The organism is Flavivirga abyssicola, from assembly GCF_030540775.2.
GTDB classification, from domain to species: Bacteria; Bacteroidota; Bacteroidia; order Flavobacteriales; family Flavobacteriaceae; genus Flavivirga; species Flavivirga abyssicola.
Map to the genome: position 1 here is coordinate 1846130 of NZ_CP141266.1, position 22860 is coordinate 1868989.

The following is a 22860-nucleotide window of genomic DNA, read 5'->3' on the forward strand; positions in this document are numbered from 1 at the left end:
TTTTGGTTTTAATCAATTAATAAAGCATAGACCTCTTCTACAGAAGTAACCCCTAGTTTTATAAGTTCGGTAGCGTTTTGTTTTAAAGTTGTAATATGATGTTCTTCTAAATAATCATCAATCTCTAAGTCGTTATTTTTAATATGTGGTACTAAGGTTTTTGTAATGGGTATAATCTCATAGATCGCTTTCCTTCCTGTATAACCAGTATGATAACATTTTGGGCAGCCAACAGCTTTATAATGGTTTGTTAGATCTTTAGGAATACTAAAATTTTCTGGAAACAGATCTTTTATTACAGGAGCTTTTTGTTTACAGTGATCACATAATTTTCTAACCAATCGTTGGGCTATACTTACATTTAGAGTACTGGCTATTAAAAATGCAGGAATCCCCATATCTATGAGTCTTGATATGGTTGCCCAAGCAGAATTAGTATGTATTGTAGAAAGTACTAAATGTCCAGTTAAAGCCGCTCTAATAGCCATGTTAGCAGTCTTTACATCGCGAATCTCACCCACCATAATAATGTCGGGATCTTGTCGTAAAAATGTACGCAGGGCACTAGTAAAATCTAAGCCTATATTTTCTCTTAATTGTACCTGATTAATACCTTCAAGTGTATATTCAATAGGATCCTCAATGGTTACAATATTGGTTTTGTCATCATTAAGTAATTTTAGAGTTGCATATAAAGTGGTGGTTTTTCCAGAACCTGTTGGCCCAGAAATAAGGACGATGCCGTTCGGATTTTTAATGGCTTCTTTATATGTTTTTATCTCTCTATCTGTAAAACCTAAATCTTTAATATCAATATGACCGGCATCTTTGCTTAAAATACGCAATACTATTTTTTCACCGTGTAAAGTTGGCAAGCTGGAAACCCTGATATCAAATTCGTCTATTTGTGTTTTTACCGTTATACGTCCATCTTGAGGCAGTCTTTTTTCAGAAATATCTAAGCCGGCTTTAATTTTAAGTTTATTAACAATAACAGGATATTCAGATAAGGCAATAATAAAATGCTCTTTCAGTTTACCATCTAAACGAAAACGGACGCGACATTTATGTTCATAGGGTTCAAAATGAATATCACTACTTCCAATATCTTTTGCAGATAGTAATAGTTTTTCAAGGAAGTCATTGGTATAATGCAAATCTTCGGTTTTATTAAGATCTTTTTTCCTGAAATTACTAGATAAATAGAGATTAATATTTTCCGAAGTTTCGGGGAGCAATTCAATGTCCTTTCCAAAAACAACGCGCAATTCCCTTTTTAAGCTTTCAGTAAGTGTATCCGTTTTAAATACAAGCGTTCCATTATGAGCCTTAACAGGGATAATTTTATAATGATAAGCTTGTTCACTGCTTAAGAGTTGTAATAAATCGGTTGGAATGGTGTATTCATTATTCATAACATTACATAGTATAAATATTTACATAACCGGACCACTGAACCAAGTATATTGCTAGAAAAAACAGACTCATATAGCCCGCTAAAGGAACTGTAATATCCTTTTGGTTTTTAGATAATACGAGATGCACGGTTAATGAGAAAATAAGAGCGCATATAAAAATGACAATAAAAGATATTGTTGAAAATGCTAACGATACTGCAACAAACAGCAGTAAATCCCCTAAACCAATAGTTTTTAAAACAGAGGTTTTAAGCTTAAGCTTTGCATATAATAAAATAATTAAAACGAAAATTATGACAAAAGCTAGATTCATTTTTAAAGCATTATAGAATAGTTCTGGAATGGTATTGCTGTAAAATAGTAGTGCACATAACAACCCAATGACTGGAAATAAAAACCAATACACCATCCGTTCCTTAAAGTCTTGAAGAAAAATGAAAAGAAAGGAAATGGTTAATATGATTTTTATTACTACCATCTAGTCTTTTATTATTTGTTTGGGTGTGCCGTTTTCGTCTATTTCCCAAACATTAAAAATACCATCACCGTCAAAATCTGTAATAGCAGTTGCTTTCGCTTTAAAACTATTATTTGTGGCACTTAAGATTTCGTAGCTATAATTACTTGTTCCGTTTTCGTTAACAGTTTTTGGAGCTTCAAAATCTATTTCATTTAAATCAGGGCTGTATTTTGAGTACATGTACCTGTAAGAAGTCTGCGAATTATAAATAAACTTTAATTGAGTTTGTGCTTCTACACTTTTAGTCTTACTTATTAAAGGCATTAAATTAGGGAGTGCTAATAATAGTAATATGCCTATTATGACAAGAACAATTAAAACTTCTTGTAAATTATAGGCAGGTAGTTTTTTATACTTTTTCATTTGTAATTGATTTGCTATGATTCATAAAGTTTGCTATAGAAACCCTTTTTCTTTGGCCAGTATTAGCAATGCTTTATCTGATTTTTTTTCATTATTAAAAATTTGATTTAATCTCCGTTTTCTACGCTCAATGCCTGCTAAAGACAAATGAATCACATTAGGTAATTCTTTGGTTTTAGTGCCTTGAGATAAATAATATAACATTTGTCTGTCTATATTGTCTAAATTAAAATCGTTAGATACATGTTGCCTAACCAATTTTAAAACAGGTTTACTATAAAAAGGGATGTCATTAATAACATTTAAAATACCTTCGGTTAAATTTTGAAAGTCTAATTCGCTTTTAAGAAGTAAACTATCAGGTTTTATGGTTTTTAAAATGTTAACCAACCTGTAATTATTACTTAGGTGTGTTGATACAATAATTTTAACTCTAGGAAATAAACACCTTAGTTTTATACCCAAATCGTCTCCAGAAAGTAGTTTACCATTTTTTGAAGGTGGTAAACTAATATCTAAAAACACTAAATCAATAATAGTATTGGTTTCTAGCGCATGTTCTATTTCTTCATTAGCCTCATCACAATTTTTTGTGATATGTGTAGAGAAAAGGACACTACTATTTTTAGATGAAACAGACTCTAAAGCTCTTATATAGCCATCAATAATAAGTTGGTGGTCTTCAATGATTAGCGTGTAAAAAGATTTAATCATAGTATGGGGTTTTGTACTTAAAAAAAGAGACTAAGGGCTGTTTACTATACTTCTTAAATTTTATACAAAAAACAAATCTATTTATATAAAATCAGATAAAAGTAAGGTTTTCCCTTACTTTTAGTAAGGTTTTGTTTTTTTAACATTTGATGTTAAAAATAGCACAAAACAGTTGATTTTACTGATAAAGATTAAAGAAAATATTAAAATATCGAGCCCTTACTAAAAGTAAGGTTTTCCCTTACTTTTAATTTATAGCGTATCCATACATTTATTGACAGATTTTAAGGACTTAATTAATTCTTTTAAAGAGAAAGTTGTTAAAGCAATTTTTTTAAGAGGATGTATTAAAAAATTCAAGTATCAATAAAAAAATAAAACAAACTAATTTATGAAAAAAATATGCTTAGGATTAATATACTTAATAGCAATCCCATTTTTAGGTTTTGGGCAAACCACTACTTCTTATGACATTAATAGTGCTGGACGAGGAGGGACTAATAATACTTTTTACGGAACCGAATCGGGCTTAAATACTACAGGAAGTGATAATACTTTTTCTGGATACTTGTCAGGGCATTCTAATACCACAGGGAATTTTAATGTATTTTCTGGATCTTATTCTGGATATAGAAATACCACAGGAAATAAGAATGTATTTTCTGGAGTTTATTCTGGAACTTATAATACGACAGGGACTGGTAATGTATTTTCTGGATATTTGTCTGGTAGGTCTAATACTGTAGGAATTAACAATGTGTTTTTCGGACCTTTGTCAGGATATTCTAATACTGCAGGAAATTTAAATGTGTTTTCTGGATATAAGTCTGGATATTCTAATACCATAGGGAGTGGTAATGTCTTTTTAGGAGCTAATGCTGGTTATTATGAAACCCAGAGTAATAAGTTATATATTGATAATAGCAGTACAACCACCCCATTAATATACGGTAAATTTGATACCGACCAACTGGGCATTAATACAAATGATATTCCTACGGGTTATGCATTTGCTGTAAAAGGTAAAGTTATTACGGAAGAAGTAAAAGTGCAGATTTATGCAAATTGGCCAGATTATGTTTTTAATAAGGACTACAGCTTACCATCTTTAACAGAAGTAGAAAATCACATAAATGAGAATGGCCATTTAAAAGACATCCCATCTGCTAAAGATGTATTAGAAAATGGTATTCTACTTGGTGATATGAATGCAAAATTACTTGAAAAAATAGAAGAACTCACTTTATATACTATACAACAAGAAAAACAATTAAAAGAACAAGCAACAAGCAATCAAGAATTAAAACAACGTCTTCTAAAATTGGAAGCATTATTATTAAAAGATAATCAAGAAACAAAAAACTAAATAACAAATTAATGAACAAACTAGCATTCCCATTATCCCTAATTGCCATAGCAGCAAGTGTTTTTGCCATTTTCCAATTGCAATCGTCTTCAGAACAAGTATATGTAGATGTTAATAAACTACTAGATGGTTACAAGCGTACCAAAATTGTAAAAGCAGAATTTGAAGCCAAAGCAAAAACACTTAATGCCAATGTAGATAGTTTAATGGCTGATTGGCAAAATGAACTTAAAACCTATGAAAAGGAACGTTCTAGAATGAGTAAAAAAGAATTAGAATTAAAACAACAACTGTTAGGGAATAAACAACAGCAAATAAATAATTACCAACAAGTTATACAAAAGCAGATACAGGAAGAGGATAAAAAATCGACACAAACCGTCATTAACGATATTAATGATTATGTAAAAGAATATGGTAAAAAACATAACCACAAAATCATATTTGGAGCTAGTGGAGGTGGTAATATTATGTATGCAGATGAGGTTTCAGACTTAACTCAGGAAATATTAGAAGGTCTTAATGCAGAATTTGAAGGCAAATAAAAGACTCCTTTCCTTTTTAAGGAAAGGTAGATTCAAACACAGTTTGAAGACGGAAAGGTCAAACATAAGAATCTCATCAATAGTTGTTCGATGAGTTAAGCTATAAATTGAAAACAAAATGTTATCCTGAGCTTGTCGAAGGATCTCAAAAACCAGAAATCAAAATTTGAAAACACGTCGTAAAATACTAAATGTCATTCCGAGAGAGCGAAGCATAAGCCTATCGACTTCGTTCAAGATAAACTTACGAGGAATCTTATCATTACTAGTAGTGATGTTACTCTTTAGCTGCAATCAAAAAAAAACCTTCAATAACGAAACCGCTCTACTAGACTATATAAAAGACGAAACCAATGGTTATACCCAGCATAAAACTATAAACGGAGTAGACTACACTTTAACCTATCGCCCTACTGATATACTTGTAAAGCAAGAGTTAAGTGACGAAGGAAATAAAGAAAAAATAAAAGGGTTGCGAAATAAGTACAATAAGTACATGTACTTTAATTTAAGTATGAGTATGAATAACCAGGAATTATTAAGTGTAGCACCCAAAAACAGAAACGAATTTGGTGCCATGGTAAACCAACTCGCTTTTGGTATGAATGAAAAGGTACACCTCTATACCCAGAGCAAAGATACACTGGAAATGGTAGATTTTATTTACCCGCGTATGTATGGTATGAGTGGAGCTACCACGATTATGTTTGTATATCCAAGAGATGAAACAATAATAAATGAATCATATTTAAATTTTACTATCGAAGATTTAGGTTTATACACTGGAGAAGTAAAATTTAAAATACCAATAGAAACTATAAATAACGAACCAGAATTAAGGTTATAAACTTTTGTCACCCTGAGCAAAGTCGAAGGGTCTTTTTAAACGAAAAGAATAATTATGAAAAATACCACATTTCGCAAACGAGTGCCTCTTGTATTTATAATCCCCATGTTGATTTTATTTATTAAAACCACAAATGCCCAAGGGCCTAATACCCCAGAGGCAGCTAGTTTTGAGCCTGTGGATGCTACCGATATGGTAAATTTGGTAACAGGCGATTTAAGTTACGTATTGCCTTTATTGAATGTGCCTAGTCCAGAAGGAGGTTATCCAATAGCACTGTCTTATCATGCTGGTATTGCTATGGAACAAGAAGCTACTTGGGTAGGTTTGGGGTGGAATATAAACCCAGGGGCTATTAATCGTTCTGTTAACGGTTATCCAGATGATTGGAATAACAGAAAGAAAACATCGATAATGTATGATATTGGTGGAACGTATACTTCTCATGATTTTCATAGTAGTATAGGCTGGAAAAAAGGCAAGTATTCTGTTGGATTATATGCTTCTTATGGTGTCAATAGGGCATTTGGAGGAGAAACCACATATGACATGAATTTTGGAGGTTCTTTTGGTATTGGAAATGATAAGAAAATGAAAGCTAATGTCCATAAATTTAATGTAGGAACGAATGGTATAGGTTATTCATATAAATCATTTAATAAAAAAGGAATCTATTTAGGCACATCCTCAATTGGTTTTAATGGCAATGATGGAATATCACTAGGAGCTAATGGCAAAAGTGGAGGAATAACATTATCATCTAACGGGAATCATTATATTTCATCATCAAAAGGAAGCGGACAAATCTCTGGTTCTGGATCATTTTCCTCTAAGTTGCATACAAGAACCGTTGGGACGGTTATTATTGTAGATATAAACGCTGGTTTATTTAGTTCCGGTTATTCTAAAAAAAAACAAAGGTATTCATGGTATGATAGAGCAAGTTATGATTGCTTAGGTGCATTGTACCTTGGACAAACTGATGAAATGATATCCAACTCATTACATTCGCCTAATGCTTCGGTCGATTCTTACGAATCTATATATAAAACATATAATAACCAACAATTACTTGAAAACAACTTTTCAGGTATATCTTATGATAATTATATAGTTTCTTCTCAAGGGTTAACAGGATCTATGACACCTTATTTGTTCGAACAAGGTACATTTAAAAATAGATACAATCGTATTAGTACTTCAATAGATAATAAATACGCAACAGAATCCACTTTTAGCTATTATGATAATAGCTTTACTAAACAAATTGATGATCCAAATAATGATATTAATTTTCATTTTGATAATACTAATGCTTCTTATATGAGTCTTAGTTCTGGATTGTGGGGAAATTTGCCTTCATCGATTAATGAAATTACAGATGTAGTTATTAACAGTAAAATAACTGACCACACTACTATTATTGATAATATTTCTCTCAGTAACTACAATCCAGCCAAAAATAGGATAATTAATGGGCCTTTTGTAGAGGTTTTTACAAATGGCGAAATTGTTAATAATATAGGTAATATAATTGATGTTAATAGTTTAAACAGGTCTTCATTGCCTCAAGATGGTATAGGGGCATATAAAATTACAAACGCAGATGGTTTAGTATATCATTATTCATTACCTGTTTATCAAAAAGAAATGTTTTCAAGATCTACAGAATTAGATAATAATATTGAAGATAAATTTTACGAGGAACAACAATTCACACCATATGCTACGCATTGGCTTTTAACAGCTATTACTGGACCAGATTATGTAGATAATAATACAAACGGAAAAGTTGATGAAAATGATTATGGCTATTGGATTGAGTTTGAATATGGAAAATGGAGTGATGGTTATGCTTGGAGGTCACCAACTAAAAAATTAGCATATCATGAAAATGAAACGACTAAATCCTTTGGTTGGGGTATAAAGGAAATCTATTATTTAGATATGATTAAGAGTAGAACGCATACAGCTCTTTTTATTAAGGAAAGTAGACTTGATAATTATGGATCGGAAATTAATATTGGTACAAGTCAGGTAGCACCTAAGGTTTATAATTATGGTGCCAAAACGATCTTAGGGCTTAGTGACTCTAACTATTTTGTAAAAGGTATATATGATAATCGAGCTGTTAATTTGGCAGTTGGTGTCTATTACTCGAATATTTGGCATAAAGAATATGTAAGCATTGATAAGCATAAATCATTAAGATTAAAAGAGATTCTACTTCTAAAAAATGAAGATGTGCCATTAAATGTTAAAACATATCTAGGTGAAAGTAATGGTAGAAAAATTGGAGAAATGTATTTTGAAGAAGAGGTTAGAGTTTATGATACTTCTGAAAGACAAGTTTATCATGCTAATTACCCTATGTTTGGTAATAATGGGCTTAGAGAATGGAATGGAGAATTTTATAATAATGTGTTAGATAGTGATGATATTAGTACTAACATAAGTAATATTAATAACTTAAAAGTGAATCACATCTACTTTAATTATGATGAAGAATATCCTTTAATGTCTAATTCTCCAAATTCTTTTCCTTCAGGGAAAGGCAAATTAACTCTAAAGAATGTTTATAACAAAACGCGAAGTATAGTTAATTTGATTCCTCCATATGAATTCTCATATATTTCTAACTCTAATTATGATAGAGATAAAGAAGATCCATGGGGCTATACAAAATGGAGTCCGCAAAATTCAAGTTTAAATCAAATTAAAACACCAACTGGTGCAAAAATTAAAATTGATTATGAACCAGATGATTACTACAAAGAAGCTGCAAATGTTTATCGAACCTATGACAAAGGGCTAGAATTTAATTTTTATGAATTTAATGGAAAGTTACGTTTTGATGTTAAAAATGAACCAAATACAGATAATTACACTTATTTTGAAGACTACTTTGAAGTAGGGACACCTGTTGAAGTAGATATCTGGGCTTGTATTAAGCATGAATACCATGAAGTTATAGGAGGATGTAAATCTAGAGATGGTAGCATTGATTTAGAAGACGTTTTTGTAGATGTAGTTTCGGTATCTAGTTCTACTGTGGTTTTTGAAACTAATCTTAGTTATACTACAAATTATAATGATGGATTAAATTGGCTTTACGGTGCTAGTCCAATGGGTTTTGATTATTCAAATTATATAATGCAAAATCAAAGATTAAGAAGCCAGTGCCCTATTCTAGATGGGGGTTGCTCAGATAGAACAAGAGTTGTGTTTAAATATAATATAAAAGCGCTTGACTCAAAAAGAAATGAGAAAGGAGGAGGATTAAGAGTAGCTAAAATAACCATAAATGAAGGATTTAAGAACTATAGTACTCAATATTCATATAATTTGCTTGGTTATAATTCTAATCCGCATAATGTAAATTATAGATCATCAGGTGTAACTTCATATTCTCCATCGAAATTTAATAAAGAAGTAGAGTACATAACAGAAATACCTACACCAAATGTTTATTATGAGTATGTTAGAGTTGAAGAAAAGGATATAAATAATTCAACAAATACAAGCAAACTATACAATTTTGAAGTTCTTAAACCTAGTCAAGCTATTGGGAGCGAATTATCATTTGGAGAAATTCTAAAAATTAAAAAAACTCAAAATGATGATGGAAATACGATTCATTTGGTAGATGGAGTAAATGCTAAGGTATCAAGATATAAATATGAAGTATTTGATAATAAATCTGCATTAGGTCGTCTTTTAAATTTAACATCGTTTAATTCTAAAGGACAAATAATATCAAAGGTTAATAATAATTATAAAAAGTTAAATGAATTGAATCAAGGAATAATTCAAGAAACTTTTTATTCATATACTAGAGCTAGTAGCAACCTTTATAATGAAGCAAAATACCATTTAAACGCGTCTTCAAAAACAACTTATCCAAGCGTTTTAAATAATACTGTAACTATTCAAGATGGGTTTAAAGTTAATAGCGTATTTAGTAAACATGATTTTAATACTGGTCAGGTCTTAGAAACTGTAACTACTGATAGTAAGGGCAACGAATTTAAAACCGAATTAATCCCAGCTTACACCATTTCAGACTATTCGGGAGATTTAAATAATAATGGTATTCCAGATGATTACAGCATGGGTAGTAAAGTAGATGACCCTACCAACAAAAACATGCTAACCCAAGAAGCCATTACCAAAACTTATATAAAAGTAGGTAACGATTGGAAAGAAACAGGTGTTGGCATTACTACATGGAATAACGATTGGAGTTATACAGATTATGCTGGAACAACAACTCAAGAAACAGTGGCAGATAAAAAAATCTGGCGTAAACACAAAACTTTTGTTTGGGATGGTGGTTTAAATCTTGACGGCACTTATTTAGGTTTCACAGGAGATGATGATAGTTTTGATTGGACAGTTAATCCAACTTTAGAACAACCCAATACCAAATGGAAAAATATATCGACTACAACACAATATGACCATTACTCCATGCCATTAGAAGTTAAAGACATTAACGATAATTATACAGCTACAAAAATGTGCGACAGTGATAGTAAAGTATTAGCCGTAAGCAATGCAGCTCACACCGAGATGTATTATAGTGGTGCCGAATACATTGCTAAAGATGCTAGTGGTAATGATACAGCCTATTTTGATGGTCAGGTAAAAGCTTCTGTTCAAAGTTCAACGTATGCACATACTGGATTTTACTCAATTATTATAAATACAAACATAAAAGGGTTCGAGGTAAACCTTCCAAATAATAATGAGCGAACAGGGGTAAAATCTAAATTTAAAATATCAGTTTGGGCTAGAATAGAAAACTATATTAACGCCAGAATACACATAAATGGGTTGCCAAAGGCATTTAATGGAGAAAAGGTTTTTGCTGGTGATTGGGTGCAACTTAATCATTATGAGGAACTCAGTACAGGAGAAGAGAGTGTATATGTTACTTCAGCAGCAGGAAAAATACGTTTTGATGATTTCCGTTTATACCCAGCTACATCTTCCATGACCAGCTATGTCTATAACGAATGGGACGAACTCTGGTATATTATAAGCAATAATGGATTGTCAAGCAAGTTTGAGTACGATGCAGCGGGAAGACTTATAAAAACCTATAGCGAAGTGATTGATGATGGATCTCTAACTGGTGGGTTTAAACAGGTGGGTGAAAACAGTTATAACTATAAAAAACCGCTATAACATGGAAAAGTATATAAAAAATAGAGTACGATTAATGGTATTATTTATTTTAACTTTTATTATAAATACATCATTATCTGCACAGAATTGTTTTTCAACAACGTTAAGTCAATCATCAGTACAGTTTTCATTATCAGGAGGGACTAGCTCTATAAATGTAAGTTTTCCATTAGGGTGTTCTAACCCAACAATTAGCGTGGATGGAGCACCTAGTTGGTTAACAACTTCAGTATCTGGAACAACTATTAATCTATCTTGTGGTGCTGCAAGCAGTTATCGAACAGTGAACCTAGCAGTTAGGGTAAATGGCAATATAGTTAATGGATTTGGTGTTAAACAAGGTACAGCACCTCCTCCTCCAGCGTGTTCAATTAGTGGCTTACCTTCATCTATAGACATAAACCGATTAGGAGAAACATTAGATTATACATTGACCTTTTCTAATTGCAGCCCATCATATTTAACTTTTGAATCAGCAACTGGGGGTCCAGTACCAAGTTGGTTAACGGTAACACAACCTTCTTCTAGCACTGTAAGAATTCAATGTGGAATCAATGATACTTCCATATCTAGAAGTTTTATTTTATTAGGAACAAAATCAGGAGGAGGAAGTGTAGGGGCTTTTATAAGCCAAGATAAATGCGAGGTCAATTGGTATGTAGATAGCGATGGCGATTCCTTTGGAGATGCTTTTGGCGTACCAGTAGTTAGTTGTACAGACCCTAGTGATATATATATTTCCTATGTCCAGAATAACGATGATGTTTGTCCAGAAATACCTGGACCCGATTCAGGATGTCCTTTAGGTCAAGTACCGGAAGACATGAATTGGATCACTTCTAAGTCTTACGACATTAATGGTAATTTAAAGGCAAGTTCCAAAGCTTATTTCAATGATTTAGGAAAAAGTATTCAATCTCAAAGTGTTGATATAAAAACAGGAGACACTTGGGCTTCCAGTACTTTATATGATGTGCAGGGAAGGCCTGCATTAAGTACCCTAAGTGCACCAATAAATAGCACGGGTGACTTCTTATACAAATCAGATTTTATTCGGAATTCTGCTAATAATACATATTCCAGTTCAGATTTTGAACCGAACCCAGAAACTCCGGATGAGGTAGCAACAACAACGACCAATACTTTAGGTTGGTATTATAGTACAAATAACGATGATACCAGACAAGAAGGAAATACTTATCAAGACATCACATCACATCCATTTTCGAGAACTATTTATAGTGAACTAAATCCAGGAACAGCATTAAAGATAATAGGTGGAAATAAACAAAATGGTGAGTGGAAACAAAGTTATACGTTTAGCATGCCAGCTGGAGACGAATTAACACATTCTATTGCTTTTAACGATGCAAGCTATAAAGTAGTAAATGATAGAAAAATTATAAAAACCATAAGTAAAGATGCACATAACAATGAAGTCGTTGTTTTTACAGATACCGATGGCAAAACATTAGCAGCAGCACGAACAAGAGCCGGTACTTCACGTAGTACAATTATTGATATAAGCACCCAAGGCTATGTAGACGTACATGTGCCTGTAGGAGCCACAGGGTTCACTATAGATGGTGTTTCCGGAATAACAACAGAAGTTTATGATTTAATAACAGAACAACCCACTACAGCAGCAACTAATGCATTACCTAGCGGATTCTATAGAGTATCCATTACTAATTTAGACAATTACAATCCAATTAACTCAGAAACTACAGTTCATATTAATTGTAAAGAAAACTATTACGATTACAGTTTAAATGAATATGATGAAGCAGGGCGTTTAAAAGCTTCGTATCAACCTGTTGGTAATACAAAAGCGCAAAAACCGGTGACTACATATAGTTATAATGCATTGGGGCAACTATTGAGTACCACAAGTCCGGACGAAGGGACTGCTAATTTTAAATATCGTAGAGATGGGCAAATCCGATTTTCACAGAATTCCAAACAATTGGCAAACACGGAGTTCTCTTATACAAATTATGATGCGTTAGGACGTCCCATAGAAAGCGGGGTGTTTAACGAAGGCACAGTTACTTTTGCCAACTCAGATAATATTGTAAATAATATTGATGACCCTATTACACCAGCTGATGAGGATGGTTTACCAAACGCTAGTTGTAGTGAACAACAATTTACGACTTATGACACTTTAGATGCCTCAGATATTGCTTTTTTAGGAACTGTTAATAGCAGTTATGGAGCCCCATCCTTTTTAGCGGGCAATGTAGCCAAAACATCTAACGCTAATACAACGACCTATTATAGTTATGATGTGTATGGTCGTGTAGAATGGGTAGTACAATCCATTCCTGTTTTAGGCACCAAGACCATTGATTATAAATACGACCAAATTACAGGAGCTGTTACAGAAGTTGATTATCAAAAATATTCGACAATTAATGACCGTTTTATACATCATTATACTTACAATGCTCAAGATAACAGCCTTATAAAAGTAGAAACTTCTACCAATGGCAGTAGTTACACGACTCATGCAGATTATAAATATTACGAAACTGGCGCACTAAAACAAGTAGATCTAGCAACTTTAAGTGGAACCCCTTTGCAAACCATCGATTATGTGTATAATTTAAATGGACAATTAAAGGCTATAAACCCAGGGAACGATGCCAACGATCTATTTAGTATGCAAATAGATTATCATAGTAGCGACTATACACGTTCGGTAAGCAATATAAGTACCCCAAATTATGGGCAAGATCAATTTAATGGAAATATTAAAGGGGTTCGTTGGAAGAATAAAGAAATAGACAATACAGAGCAAACCTACAGTTACTATTATAATAAGAATAATTGGCTTAGTGATGCAATATACGGGCAGTATGCTAAAACAGGGGGGGACGGATCAAAAGTAAGTATTATAGACGATAATATTTACGAAAGCGGGACCACTACCAATCTTAAGGCTACTAGTAGCATTACGCTTCTGCCAGATTTTCACGCAAAATCGGGTGCAACCTTAACGGCTAATATTTCGGGGATTGCTGACTCATTTCAATCGGGAGATTATAATGTGTCCGATATTACCTATGATGCTAATGGAAATATAAGAACCCTTAACCGAAACAAAAATACGAGTAGCGGGAGCAATAGCATGGATCAATTAAGTTATAACTACGATCCTACAAAACCTAACCAATTATTACGTGTAGATGATGCAGCAGGAACCGTTTTAGAAGGGAAAGATATTGGAGACCAAGATGGCGAAAATTATGAGTATAACGAGATAGGGCAGTTAGTTAAAAACAATGCGGAAGGTATAGAATATGTTTACAATGCAAGCGGACTCGTTACAGAAGTCAAGAAAAATTCGTTACCTTTGGTTAAGTTCTTTTATAATGATAAAGGATACCGTGTAAAAAAGGAAATTTATACAGGAAGTTCATTGACACGTACCGACTATTATATTCGTGATGCCTCAGGAACTGCTTTGGCTATTTATGAAGACACAACGATAAAAGAGCATACTATTTACGGGGCTAGTCGTTTAGGGGTATATAACCGAGGAGATGGTTCTAGCTATTATCAACTCACAGACCATTTAGGTAATGTAAGAGCTATAATTGGTAGAGCAAGCGATGATACACCTATTGCTATGTTATCTAGTACAGATTACTATCCTTTTGGGATGCCGATGCCCAATCGTGATAATGGTGAAAATAGCTACCGCTATGCTTACCAAGGACAGGAAAAAGACCCTGAGACTGGGAAAGAGGCTTTTGAGTTAAGGCTTTGGGATAGTAGGATTGGGAGGTGGTTGACTACTGACCCTGCAGGACAATATGCGAGTCCTTATTTAGGGATGGGGAATAATCCTTTAAATTTAGTTGACCTTGATGGTGCTTTTGCAGGCCCACCACCTGATTGGGTAAGTAAAGATGGTAAAAACTTTTACTGGGATTCAAATATTACTTCCGAGGCTCAGGCTAAAGAGGTTGGTTTAATTTATGGGGGTAAGACTATAAGCGAGACTATAAAAAGAATGGATAGTCCTTATATATTGAATTGGTTCGAGTCTCTCCCAAATTTTGATTTAAAAAGCTTTTATGAACCTCTTGTTAAAGACGCCTACTATGAGTCTCTCTCACGTCATGTTGTGGCTCAAAAAAATAAAAATAATCTATTGGAAATTGCAAGGAAAAATAGAGATGAATTGGAATTTGAAAATATATTGAATAAACCTGCTTTGTTTGCTCCTGTTGATTTAAGTTTTGCATCTCAATTTGCACCTGGGAAGAATTATGCTTCATTTAATACTGTTTTAGAATGGGGTAATGAATCATATAAAGTATTAATTCGAGTTCAGAATGTACATAAAGAAAATAGATTTGCTGATAGAATTAATTTTATTGGAGAACCTGGTCATGGAAGTAGCGCTGTTGGGAAAGGAAGTAAACTGAATTGGTATCAACATCGATTGGGAGAAAGCGAAATAATAAGAGTAATTTTTGGGCCTAAAAATATACAAGGTTATCGTAATTTTGGTAGCCAATAAAATATGTTATCTATTTAACTATTATGAGACAGTACAGAAAGGCTTACTTTATAATTATTGTGGTTTTATTAGTCATTTATCTGGCTTACAAATATCATAATTTTAAAAAGTATGTTAATATATATAATAATGAGTCCTCCGTTTTGGTTGAAAGAATAGAGTATTATTCTAGTTCTAGAATGGATAATGTTCCAAGTAATAAAAAGGATTTTGATAAAATGTATGAATGGCTTAAAAATATTGAAGAAACTAAAAATATTCTAGAATATGGAATAAATTTTAAATACGATAGTCTTGATAAATCTCTTTCTGTCTATTCTTTTGGTATTGATAGGGGTGATGATAATTTAAAAAAGCCTTATTATTCTGCTTCTGCATCCAATGAATACTCAATATTTGGAGCAAATGATATTATAAAAAGTTGGAATTTTTATGATGTTTTTAATACCAAAGGAAAAGATGTTCTATTGTTTAAACTTTTTTTAAATGAAGATTATTTGTGTAGGAATTTCGTTCAAAATGAAAGATATTTAAGAGAAGAACTTTCTATTCCGTATGCGCAAGCATATGTATTTTATCAAGGTAATCAAAGAGTTTCCAAAGAACTAGAAAAACAATTAAAAGAAAAAGTCAGACCTTATAAATATTTAATAGCTCCTTCTATTTCAAAATTAAATGATAATACAAAAATATCTTTTATAAGATACAAAGATGGAAAATTTGTTTCTGTATGCTCCGATAATATAAATATAAATATTTTTGATACTAGTTTAAAGGAAACCCTAATAAACAATAAGGTTGATTATGCAATAATACCAATATTAATTGATGAGACTGATGAATTAAAATAGGGTCAAGGGTTAAATAATAGATTAAGCGCGAGTGTACATTTTGTACGCTCATTTTTTATGGATTAACGATACCCCGCTAGTATTTACTAGTCAGCTATACCAAAGAGTGCTTAGAGAAAACACTTCAAATCATATAAGTAATGGTGTTAACTCTCATATAATTCCGAGTTTTGGCACTACTACTAATTTAGGAGCTATTGGAAACACTACAAACGGAGGTCTAGCTTTAGCCCAAGATTTAGGAGGTTGGAATAGTCCCGGTTCTGACGGTAGGGTTTGGATAGGCTGTATGTCTTGTCATGGTAATAATGGTGCATATAGGACTCTTGCCTATGATTCTCCAGATGCTAAACTAGGACGTTTTATAGCAGCACATTTACCCATTGCTCCAGCTTTACCACAAATAAATTTAGGACTAAAACAAGGAGTTTCAAATATTATTGTTAAAAAGTTACTCAAAAACAAGGATTACTCAGTTACTATAGTAAAAAATCAAATTGTAAAGAAAAGTGGGGATATCAAACATATTAGATATGATTTAAAAGGTCCTGCTCATAATGGAATTCCTACACCGCATAAGCAAATATATAGAATACATCTAAACCCAAATAATGGGAAAGGAAGACCTAAAGTAGAGCATAAGTCAGCTACTTGGTCAGATTTATTCGAGATAACTAGATATCTAAAAAGTTTAGAATGATGAAATTTTCTTTAAGAAAAAATATAAATGAGTTTACATTTGGTGACCTAACTAAGTTCAGCTTTGATAATAAAGTAATAGATATACATAATCTATTTAAAGTTTTAAGTATATATGATAATGATAGCTCTTTACATATTAAACTTGAAAGTAATGAATACTTTAAATCTTTGTATCAAATAAGTAAAGAGAAAAATAGAACACTTGATTTAGTTTTTAAAGAATATTCTATAGATAATTCTTTTGACACTAAATTTAGGGTTGAATTATACAATAATATTTCTTCAATGTCCTTCTCACAGGCAAATGAATTATTAGAAGAATATTTATCAATAGATTTGCTTTTTGATAATAATGATTTTTTTAAGATAACTTGTAAAGATTGTTATTTTGAATTAAAGCCCTCCTGCTACCGCTAGTCTGTGCCTTAAATCCGTATGACTATTATTGATTACTGTATTTAGAATATTTTGTTCCAAAAAACAGATTAATATTCAGCGATTACATGATTCATAATTGCCTAGGTTAAAGCCCCCTTCCTTGAAGGGCTATAAAAAATGGCGCATACCAATCCTGTCCAAAATTATATTGGGAGTATAGGTATTTTAATATTTCTTTGGGATTTGGAAGCTTAATCACAAACTATGTTTTAAAATGGAGGTTTCCATATACTTAGTGCTTTTAGTAGGGAAGCCTAGCCTTTCGATAAATATAGGTAATAAAGAAAGCAACAAATTTAATAAAGCTATATTATAAAAAACCGCTCTGCGAAGTCTGCGACTTTGCAGTATATTATAAAATGTAAAAAGGACGGGTAATTCTGAAAGCAATTTGCAATTGCTGGACAGTTTACCGTTAAAAAGCTTAGTGCTTTTAGTCGGGAAACCTAACCTTTCGAATGTTTGCAGCTTCGAAGTAAAATAGGTAATAAGAAAGCAATAGATTTAATAAAGCTATATTATAGAAATAAGATATAGCTTTTGCTTCACATAGTCTTTATGAAATAACGGGAAGTTGTAAACTTCATCGGCCTTGTGTTTTTTTAACTTTTAAGTAAAGATGCGAAGTTCTAAACTTCGCATAGCAATATATTATTTGTAAGTTTAGTTTTATATATTTAAATATGGAAACAGACGGTTACAAAATTAGAGACCAATCTAAAGCTCATTATGTTACATTTACGGTTGTGGAATGGATAGATGTTTTTACAAGAAAAGCCTATAAAGATATTATAATAAAGAGTTTAGATTATTGTATTAAAGAAAAAGGAATGATAGTATATGGCTACGTAATTATGAGTAATCATATACATTTAGTATTACAAAGTGCTTCAAACGATTTATCAGGCTTGATTAGAGATTTCAAAAAATTCACGGCCAAAGCCATTATTAATCATATTAAAACAGAAATAGAAAGTAGACGAGAATGGATGTTAGATTTATTTTCAAAAGCAACAGGGACTCATAATAGAAATAAAGTATATCAATTTTGGAGATATGGTAACCATCCAGAGGAAATTTACAGTGAGAAATTTTTATGGTCTAAATTAGACTATATTCATTTAAATCCGGTTAGGTCTGGATTAGTTGAAAAAGCATCACATTATAAATATTCCAGTGCAAAAAATTATGTTGTTGGTGATGGTCTTTTGGATATTAATATGGCTAGCAACCCTGTTGTTAATGTGCATAATGACAATGCTTTTTATAAAAGTATTGTATGGTAATAATTAAAGCTTCGAAGTTACAAACTTCGAAGAGCGGGATTTGTAACCATGACTTCTCTATTAACAGTTTTCAAATAAAATAGTTATAATTTTACTTATAGTTATACTTTTATTTAACAATAGTTAAATTTTGTCATTAAGCTCTCGATAGCACAGGCTTGTAGTCTGTAGATGCCAAATAAATGGCTCTGTAATCTAAAGGCTTTCCAGTTAGTTTTCGTATGTGTTAGAGTTCGACTGTGTTGGATGACAAGAATGAATAAGAAATAAAAAATAAACTTTTTAAAAAAACCTTACTAAAAGTAAGGGAAAACCTTACTTTTTATTCAGCGAGAAGAAATACCTTTATTTATTAATTTTTTTAATAAATAAAATGCCAAAATATCTTTTAATAATTGCCTTTATAGTAGTAATTACTACGGGTTGTAAAACAGCTTCAATATTTCAAGAATCTCAGACCAGTACCAAACAACAAGTGCCTTTAGGGGGTGTTGGTTTGGAAAAAGATTTTATGCTGCAACAAGGTTTTAATAGCACAGCAACACCAAAATATGCAGAACCTGTTAAAATATCAGCTTTAATAAAACCATTTACAAAACAAGTATACAAATCGTTTTTAAAAGCGAAAGTGTCGCAATCTGCAGATGTTGCTATTGATTATGTTGATTCACTGGAAGTAAAACCAAAGTTTATTCAATTAAAAATTGCAGACAAAGTAACACTTATTAAATCTCTTAATAACAATAATAATAGAGAGGTAAAAGATTATTTAAGTCATAATAAAGCAGCAAGCATTGTTTCTAGTATATCAATAGCTTTTAGTAAGCAAGATTTAAAATTAATCCAGCAAGCAGATGCTGTGTTTTTAGTAGAAAGCGGTATGAAAAATTACGCTTTACAGCTATACCAAGAAGGGAAAAAGAAAGATCTAATTCAATTTAATAAAGGGATTGTATTTGCTTACAAAACGGCTAATTGCTGCTGGCAAGAAAATAAAAGACATCAAATACATATTGTTGATTTAGTAAATGAGTTTAGTCATTGCCCTAATAAAACGTATCGAAATTCAGAACGTGCTAAAAAAGAAATAAAATTATTCTAATTTATGAAATTAATAAAGAACATAGTATTTATTTTGGTTTTAGCTTTCTGCTTTGTGGGGTGTGAATATATTACCGAAGTAGCCGATATTTCAGAAAAGACAGTAGTAGGACTGGCTCCAAAAAGTAATACAATAGTAACAGACAGGGATGTTGTTTTCTCATGGAACCCTGTAGCAGATGCAGAAAACTACAAACTCCAAATAGCAACGCCAAATTTCGAGAATGCTTCACAAATAGTAACAGACTCTACCATGTCAGTTTTATCATTTACAAAAACATTAAGTTCTGGTAATTACGAATGGCGGGTACGTGCTGAAAATTCAGAATATGCAACAGCCTATACAGTTCATGAGTTTATACTTACGGAGTCTCCCCCTAAAGATATTTCCAACCAAGTAATAGCTTTAACAGCACCAACTAATAATGCCACATTTTCAACTACAGACCCTGTAAATTTTTCTTGGGAAACCGTTGAAGATGCAGATAGTTATGTGTTTCAAATAGCAATCCCAGATTTTGATAACCCAACAGAAGTTATTGAAGACAAAATTATTACAGAAACCAGTTTTTCTAAGAGTAATTTTGAGGTAGGAGATTATGAATGGCGGGTAAAAGCAAAAAACTCAATCTATGAAACGGCATATACAACGCAAAGCTTTAAAGTTCAATAATCATTAATAGAAACAAAAACCATGAGAAAAGTAATTTTAATTTTAGTTTTAATGATCGGTCATTTGTGTTTTGGACAAATAGCTGAACTGAATAGAGATAATCAATCAGCTATATCTTTTTTACCAGGTAATGGAAATTCTATTTTTCATATTAGCCATGGATTAAATAATGATTTGAATATTTCTGAGGGAATAAATGTAGGAGGGGGAAATATTATGACTATTAAAAACATTGGGCTTATAGGTATTGGTACAACAAATCCCGCTTATAAATTAGATGTAAACGGTACAGGAAGATTTACAAGTAATTTGCTTATTGGAGACCCTAATGGAGCAAGAACGGAAATAAATACAAGTACTAATCATAAAATATATGCTCCAACAAATATAAAAACTATTGATCTTGATGGTAATTATCAAGGGGGTGGTTTTGTAGGTGTTTATAGGGCAGATATTTTTAATAACCCGGTGGCAATGCATGCAAGGGTAGATTACAATATGCAATATTTAAAAGTAGATAAGTTTACAGATAATGGAGTTCATGCTGATGGGGCAAAGCTTATAAGTATTTTGGATACTGGAGATACAGAAGCTTTAACAGGATTACAATTGAATACTACAAATAGTGCTATAGTTATTGGCAGTTGGATAGGTTATGAAAAAAATAAAGGTTATGGTCTTATAAATAGATATAAAACAAAGTTCGAGAAAGATTTATATATAACATCAGGTAATGTGGGGATCGGTACAATAACTCCAGACGCAAAACTTGCCGTAAAAGGAAACATCCACACCAATGAAGTAAAAGTAGATTTATTAGGAGCAGTAGTCCCAGACTATGTTTTTTACAAAGATTATGATTTAAAAACATTAACAGAAGTAGAAAATTATATTACTAAAAAAGGGCATTTACCTAATATTCCATCAGCAAAGCAAATGGAAAAAGAAGGCATTATGCTTAAGGAAATGAATTTAAAATTCCTGGAAAAAATAGAAGAGTTAACTCTATACACTATCAATCAAGAGAAAGATATAAATAAACTTAAAAAAGAAAATCAAGATTTAAAACGTATCAATTCTAAACTTCTCGAATTACAAAAAAGACTTGAAAAACTGGAATCTAAAAAGTAAAAACTGTATCCAAAATTTAATAAAAATAAAACCATGAAAAAAACAGCAATTATTTTAAGTTTAATATTAAGTCATTTAAGTTTTTCTCAAATTACACACCCTGGAGTAACATCTACAGCTAGTGCTGCTGGAGATCATGCCTTTGTAGGAACTAAATCCGATGGTGTATTTTCAAATTGGTTAAATACAGGTTATAGTGCTACAGCATATAACCTCTTAGGATTTACAAACCAACATGCTGGATTTGGTATTGCAGATGGTAATAATATTGTTTCCCCTATGGTATGGATGTATGCTAATGATCGAAATGCTTTTAGAGTAAGAACTATTAATTTTAATACAGATATAACTAGTGGAACAGATTTATTTACTGTAAGAGCAAATGGCAATATAGGTATTGGTACAACAAACCCTTTAGCAAAATTAGATATAAGTGGCAATTTTGTTTTTAAGACAGGTACTACAAGTGATAATCATAGTATGACTACTTACGATAATAGTGGAACGGCTAGAGCCTATTTAGCATTTACAACAGGAAGAACTCAATTTAGCTTGAGTAATATAAGTGGACAAGAAGTATTTAATTTAAATACAGGTAGTTTGGGTGTAGATAATGTTTATATACATATGCCAAAAGCTGATTCAAGATTTGTGATATCTGGTTATGGAGATTATAAACCTGAACATAAATTTATTATTAGAAATGGAAGTGCACTCATAGAGGGGGATATGTTTTCAACTGGGAATATTGGCATCGGCACTACAGATACCATAGGCTATAAATTAGCTGTTAATGGAACAATAAGAGCGAAAGAAATAAAAGTAGAAACAGGGTGGGCAGATTTTGTTTTCGAAAACACATACAATCTACCAACACTAAAAGACGTAGAACAACACATAAAAGAAAAAGGCCATTTAAAAGATATTCCTTCTGCCAAAGAAGTAGCTGAAAATGGTATTTTTTTAGGGGAAATGGATTCTAAGTTGTTACAAAAGATAGAGGAATTAACACTTTATACGATTCAACAAGAAAAGAAAATCGAAAAACTTGAAAAAGAAAATCAAGGGTTGAAATCGCTATCTGAACGATTAACAGAAATTGAAAAATTACTAGAATCCCCAAAATAAAAACTTTGTATCAATCTATCTGTATAGTTTAGACAAATGGATTCAAGTGTGAA

Annotated in this window: 17 protein-coding genes; 13 read left to right on the forward strand and 4 right to left on the reverse strand. The window is 31.9% G+C overall.

Features of this window, described 5'->3' with window-relative positions; all coding sequences use genetic code 11:
* Positions 1-8: 8 nt before the first annotated feature.
* The 4 genes from Q4Q34_RS07715 to Q4Q34_RS07730 are packed head-to-tail and all read right to left on the reverse strand — an operon-like array spanning position 9 to position 3015.
* The gene (locus tag Q4Q34_RS07715) at positions 9-1415 is read right to left on the reverse strand and encodes a GspE/PulE family protein (protein ID WP_303316682.1); all 1407 of its coding nucleotides are present in this window, start codon (positions 1413-1415) and stop codon (positions 9-11) included.
* Between the two features lie 4 nt (positions 1416-1419).
* Positions 1420-1896: a hypothetical protein gene (locus tag Q4Q34_RS07720; RefSeq protein WP_303316683.1), complete on the reverse strand. Its 477-nt coding sequence runs from the start codon at positions 1894-1896 to the stop codon at positions 1420-1422.
* Complete coding sequence (locus tag Q4Q34_RS07725; RefSeq protein ID WP_303316684.1) at positions 1897-2301, reverse strand: prepilin-type N-terminal cleavage/methylation domain-containing protein; 405 nt, start codon at positions 2299-2301, stop codon at positions 1897-1899.
* Positions 2302-2334: 33 nt separating this feature from the next.
* Entirely contained in the window at positions 2335-3015 is a 681-nt protein-coding gene (locus Q4Q34_RS07730) for a response regulator (protein WP_303316685.1), read from the reverse strand.
* Between the two features lie 391 nt (positions 3016-3406).
* Between Q4Q34_RS07730 and Q4Q34_RS07735 the strand changes: the two genes are divergently transcribed.
* The 13 genes from Q4Q34_RS07735 to Q4Q34_RS07795 all read left to right on the forward strand — a co-directional run bounded on the left by Q4Q34_RS07735 (position 3407) and on the right by Q4Q34_RS07795 (position 22807).
* The gene (locus tag Q4Q34_RS07735) at positions 3407-4381 is read left to right on the forward strand and encodes a hypothetical protein (RefSeq protein ID WP_303316686.1); all 975 of its coding nucleotides are present in this window, start codon (positions 3407-3409) and stop codon (positions 4379-4381) included.
* Between the two features lie 11 nt (positions 4382-4392).
* Positions 4393-4926 carry an OmpH family outer membrane protein gene (locus Q4Q34_RS07740; protein ID WP_303316687.1) on the forward strand — a complete coding sequence of 178 codons (534 nt, stop codon included), beginning with the start codon at positions 4393-4395 and terminating at the stop codon, positions 4924-4926.
* Positions 4927-5200: 274 nt separating this feature from the next.
* Positions 5201-5773, forward strand: a complete 573-nt coding sequence (locus Q4Q34_RS07745) for a hypothetical protein (protein ID WP_303316688.1) — start codon at positions 5201-5203, stop codon at positions 5771-5773.
* 54 nt (positions 5774-5827) lie between these two features.
* Positions 5828-10963, forward strand: a complete 5136-nt coding sequence (locus Q4Q34_RS07750; protein ID WP_303316689.1) for a hypothetical protein — start codon at positions 5828-5830, stop codon at positions 10961-10963.
* 1 nt (position 10964) lies between these two features.
* Positions 10965-15497, forward strand: coding sequence for an RHS repeat domain-containing protein (locus Q4Q34_RS07755; RefSeq protein WP_303316690.1), 4533 nt, complete (start codon positions 10965-10967; stop codon positions 15495-15497).
* A gap of 23 nt (positions 15498-15520) precedes the next feature.
* Positions 15521-16348, forward strand: coding sequence for a hypothetical protein (locus tag Q4Q34_RS07760; protein ID WP_303316691.1), 828 nt, complete (start codon positions 15521-15523; stop codon positions 16346-16348).
* 40 nt (positions 16349-16388) lie between these two features.
* The gene (locus Q4Q34_RS07765) at positions 16389-17048 is read left to right on the forward strand and encodes a polymorphic toxin type 24 domain-containing protein (protein WP_303316692.1); all 660 of its coding nucleotides are present in this window, start codon (positions 16389-16391) and stop codon (positions 17046-17048) included.
* The gene (locus Q4Q34_RS07770) at positions 17045-17467 is read left to right on the forward strand and encodes a hypothetical protein (protein WP_303316693.1); all 423 of its coding nucleotides are present in this window, start codon (positions 17045-17047) and stop codon (positions 17465-17467) included. The genes Q4Q34_RS07765 and Q4Q34_RS07770 overlap by 4 nt, the downstream gene beginning before the upstream one ends.
* A 704-nt stretch (positions 17468-18171) precedes the next feature.
* Entirely contained in the window at positions 18172-18774 is a 603-nt protein-coding gene (locus tag Q4Q34_RS07775) for an REP-associated tyrosine transposase (RefSeq protein ID WP_303316694.1), read from the forward strand.
* Positions 18775-19147: 373 nt separating this feature from the next.
* Complete coding sequence (locus Q4Q34_RS07780) at positions 19148-19876, forward strand: hypothetical protein (protein WP_303316695.1); 729 nt, start codon at positions 19148-19150, stop codon at positions 19874-19876.
* Between the two features lie 3 nt (positions 19877-19879).
* On the forward strand, positions 19880-20548 hold the full coding sequence (locus Q4Q34_RS07785; protein WP_303316696.1) for a fibronectin type III domain-containing protein: 669 nt from the start codon (positions 19880-19882) through the stop codon (positions 20546-20548).
* Between the two features lie 21 nt (positions 20549-20569).
* Positions 20570-21679, forward strand: coding sequence for a tail fiber protein (locus tag Q4Q34_RS07790; protein WP_303316697.1), 1110 nt, complete (start codon positions 20570-20572; stop codon positions 21677-21679).
* A 33-nt stretch (positions 21680-21712) separates the two neighbouring features.
* Positions 21713-22807 carry a hypothetical protein gene (locus Q4Q34_RS07795; protein WP_303316698.1) on the forward strand — a complete coding sequence of 365 codons (1095 nt, stop codon included), beginning with the start codon at positions 21713-21715 and terminating at the stop codon, positions 22805-22807.
* Positions 22808-22860: the final 53 nt, after the last annotated feature.

Bases quoted from the DNA above. Each gene is read 5' to 3' on its own strand.
- Q4Q34_RS07715 (WP_303316682.1), bottom strand. From the start codon at position 1,415: ATGAATAATGAATACACCATTCCAACCGATTTATTACAACTCTTAAGC.
- Q4Q34_RS07720 (WP_303316683.1), bottom strand. From the start codon at position 1,896: ATGGTAGTAATAAAAATCATATTAACCATTTCCTTTCTTTTCATTTTT.
- Q4Q34_RS07725 (WP_303316684.1), bottom strand. From the start codon at position 2,301: ATGAAAAAGTATAAAAAACTACCTGCCTATAATTTACAAGAAGTTTTA.
- Q4Q34_RS07730 (WP_303316685.1), bottom strand. From the start codon at position 3,015: ATGATTAAATCTTTTTACACGCTAATCATTGAAGACCACCAACTTATT.
- Q4Q34_RS07735 (WP_303316686.1), top strand. From the start codon at position 3,407: ATGAAAAAAATATGCTTAGGATTAATATACTTAATAGCAATCCCATTT.
- Q4Q34_RS07740 (WP_303316687.1), top strand. From the start codon at position 4,393: ATGAACAAACTAGCATTCCCATTATCCCTAATTGCCATAGCAGCAAGT.
- Q4Q34_RS07745 (WP_303316688.1), top strand. From the start codon at position 5,201: ATGTTACTCTTTAGCTGCAATCAAAAAAAAACCTTCAATAACGAAACC.
- Q4Q34_RS07750 (WP_303316689.1), top strand. From the start codon at position 5,828: ATGAAAAATACCACATTTCGCAAACGAGTGCCTCTTGTATTTATAATC.
- Q4Q34_RS07755 (WP_303316690.1), top strand. From the start codon at position 10,965: ATGGAAAAGTATATAAAAAATAGAGTACGATTAATGGTATTATTTATT.
- Q4Q34_RS07760 (WP_303316691.1), top strand. From the start codon at position 15,521: ATGAGACAGTACAGAAAGGCTTACTTTATAATTATTGTGGTTTTATTA.
- Q4Q34_RS07770 (WP_303316693.1), top strand. From the start codon at position 17,045: ATGATGAAATTTTCTTTAAGAAAAAATATAAATGAGTTTACATTTGGT.
- Q4Q34_RS07775 (WP_303316694.1), top strand. From the start codon at position 18,172: ATGGAAACAGACGGTTACAAAATTAGAGACCAATCTAAAGCTCATTAT.
- Q4Q34_RS07780 (WP_303316695.1), top strand. From the start codon at position 19,148: ATGCCAAAATATCTTTTAATAATTGCCTTTATAGTAGTAATTACTACG.
- Q4Q34_RS07785 (WP_303316696.1), top strand. From the start codon at position 19,880: ATGAAATTAATAAAGAACATAGTATTTATTTTGGTTTTAGCTTTCTGC.
- Q4Q34_RS07790 (WP_303316697.1), top strand. From the start codon at position 20,570: ATGAGAAAAGTAATTTTAATTTTAGTTTTAATGATCGGTCATTTGTGT.
- Q4Q34_RS07795 (WP_303316698.1), top strand. From the start codon at position 21,713: ATGAAAAAAACAGCAATTATTTTAAGTTTAATATTAAGTCATTTAAGT.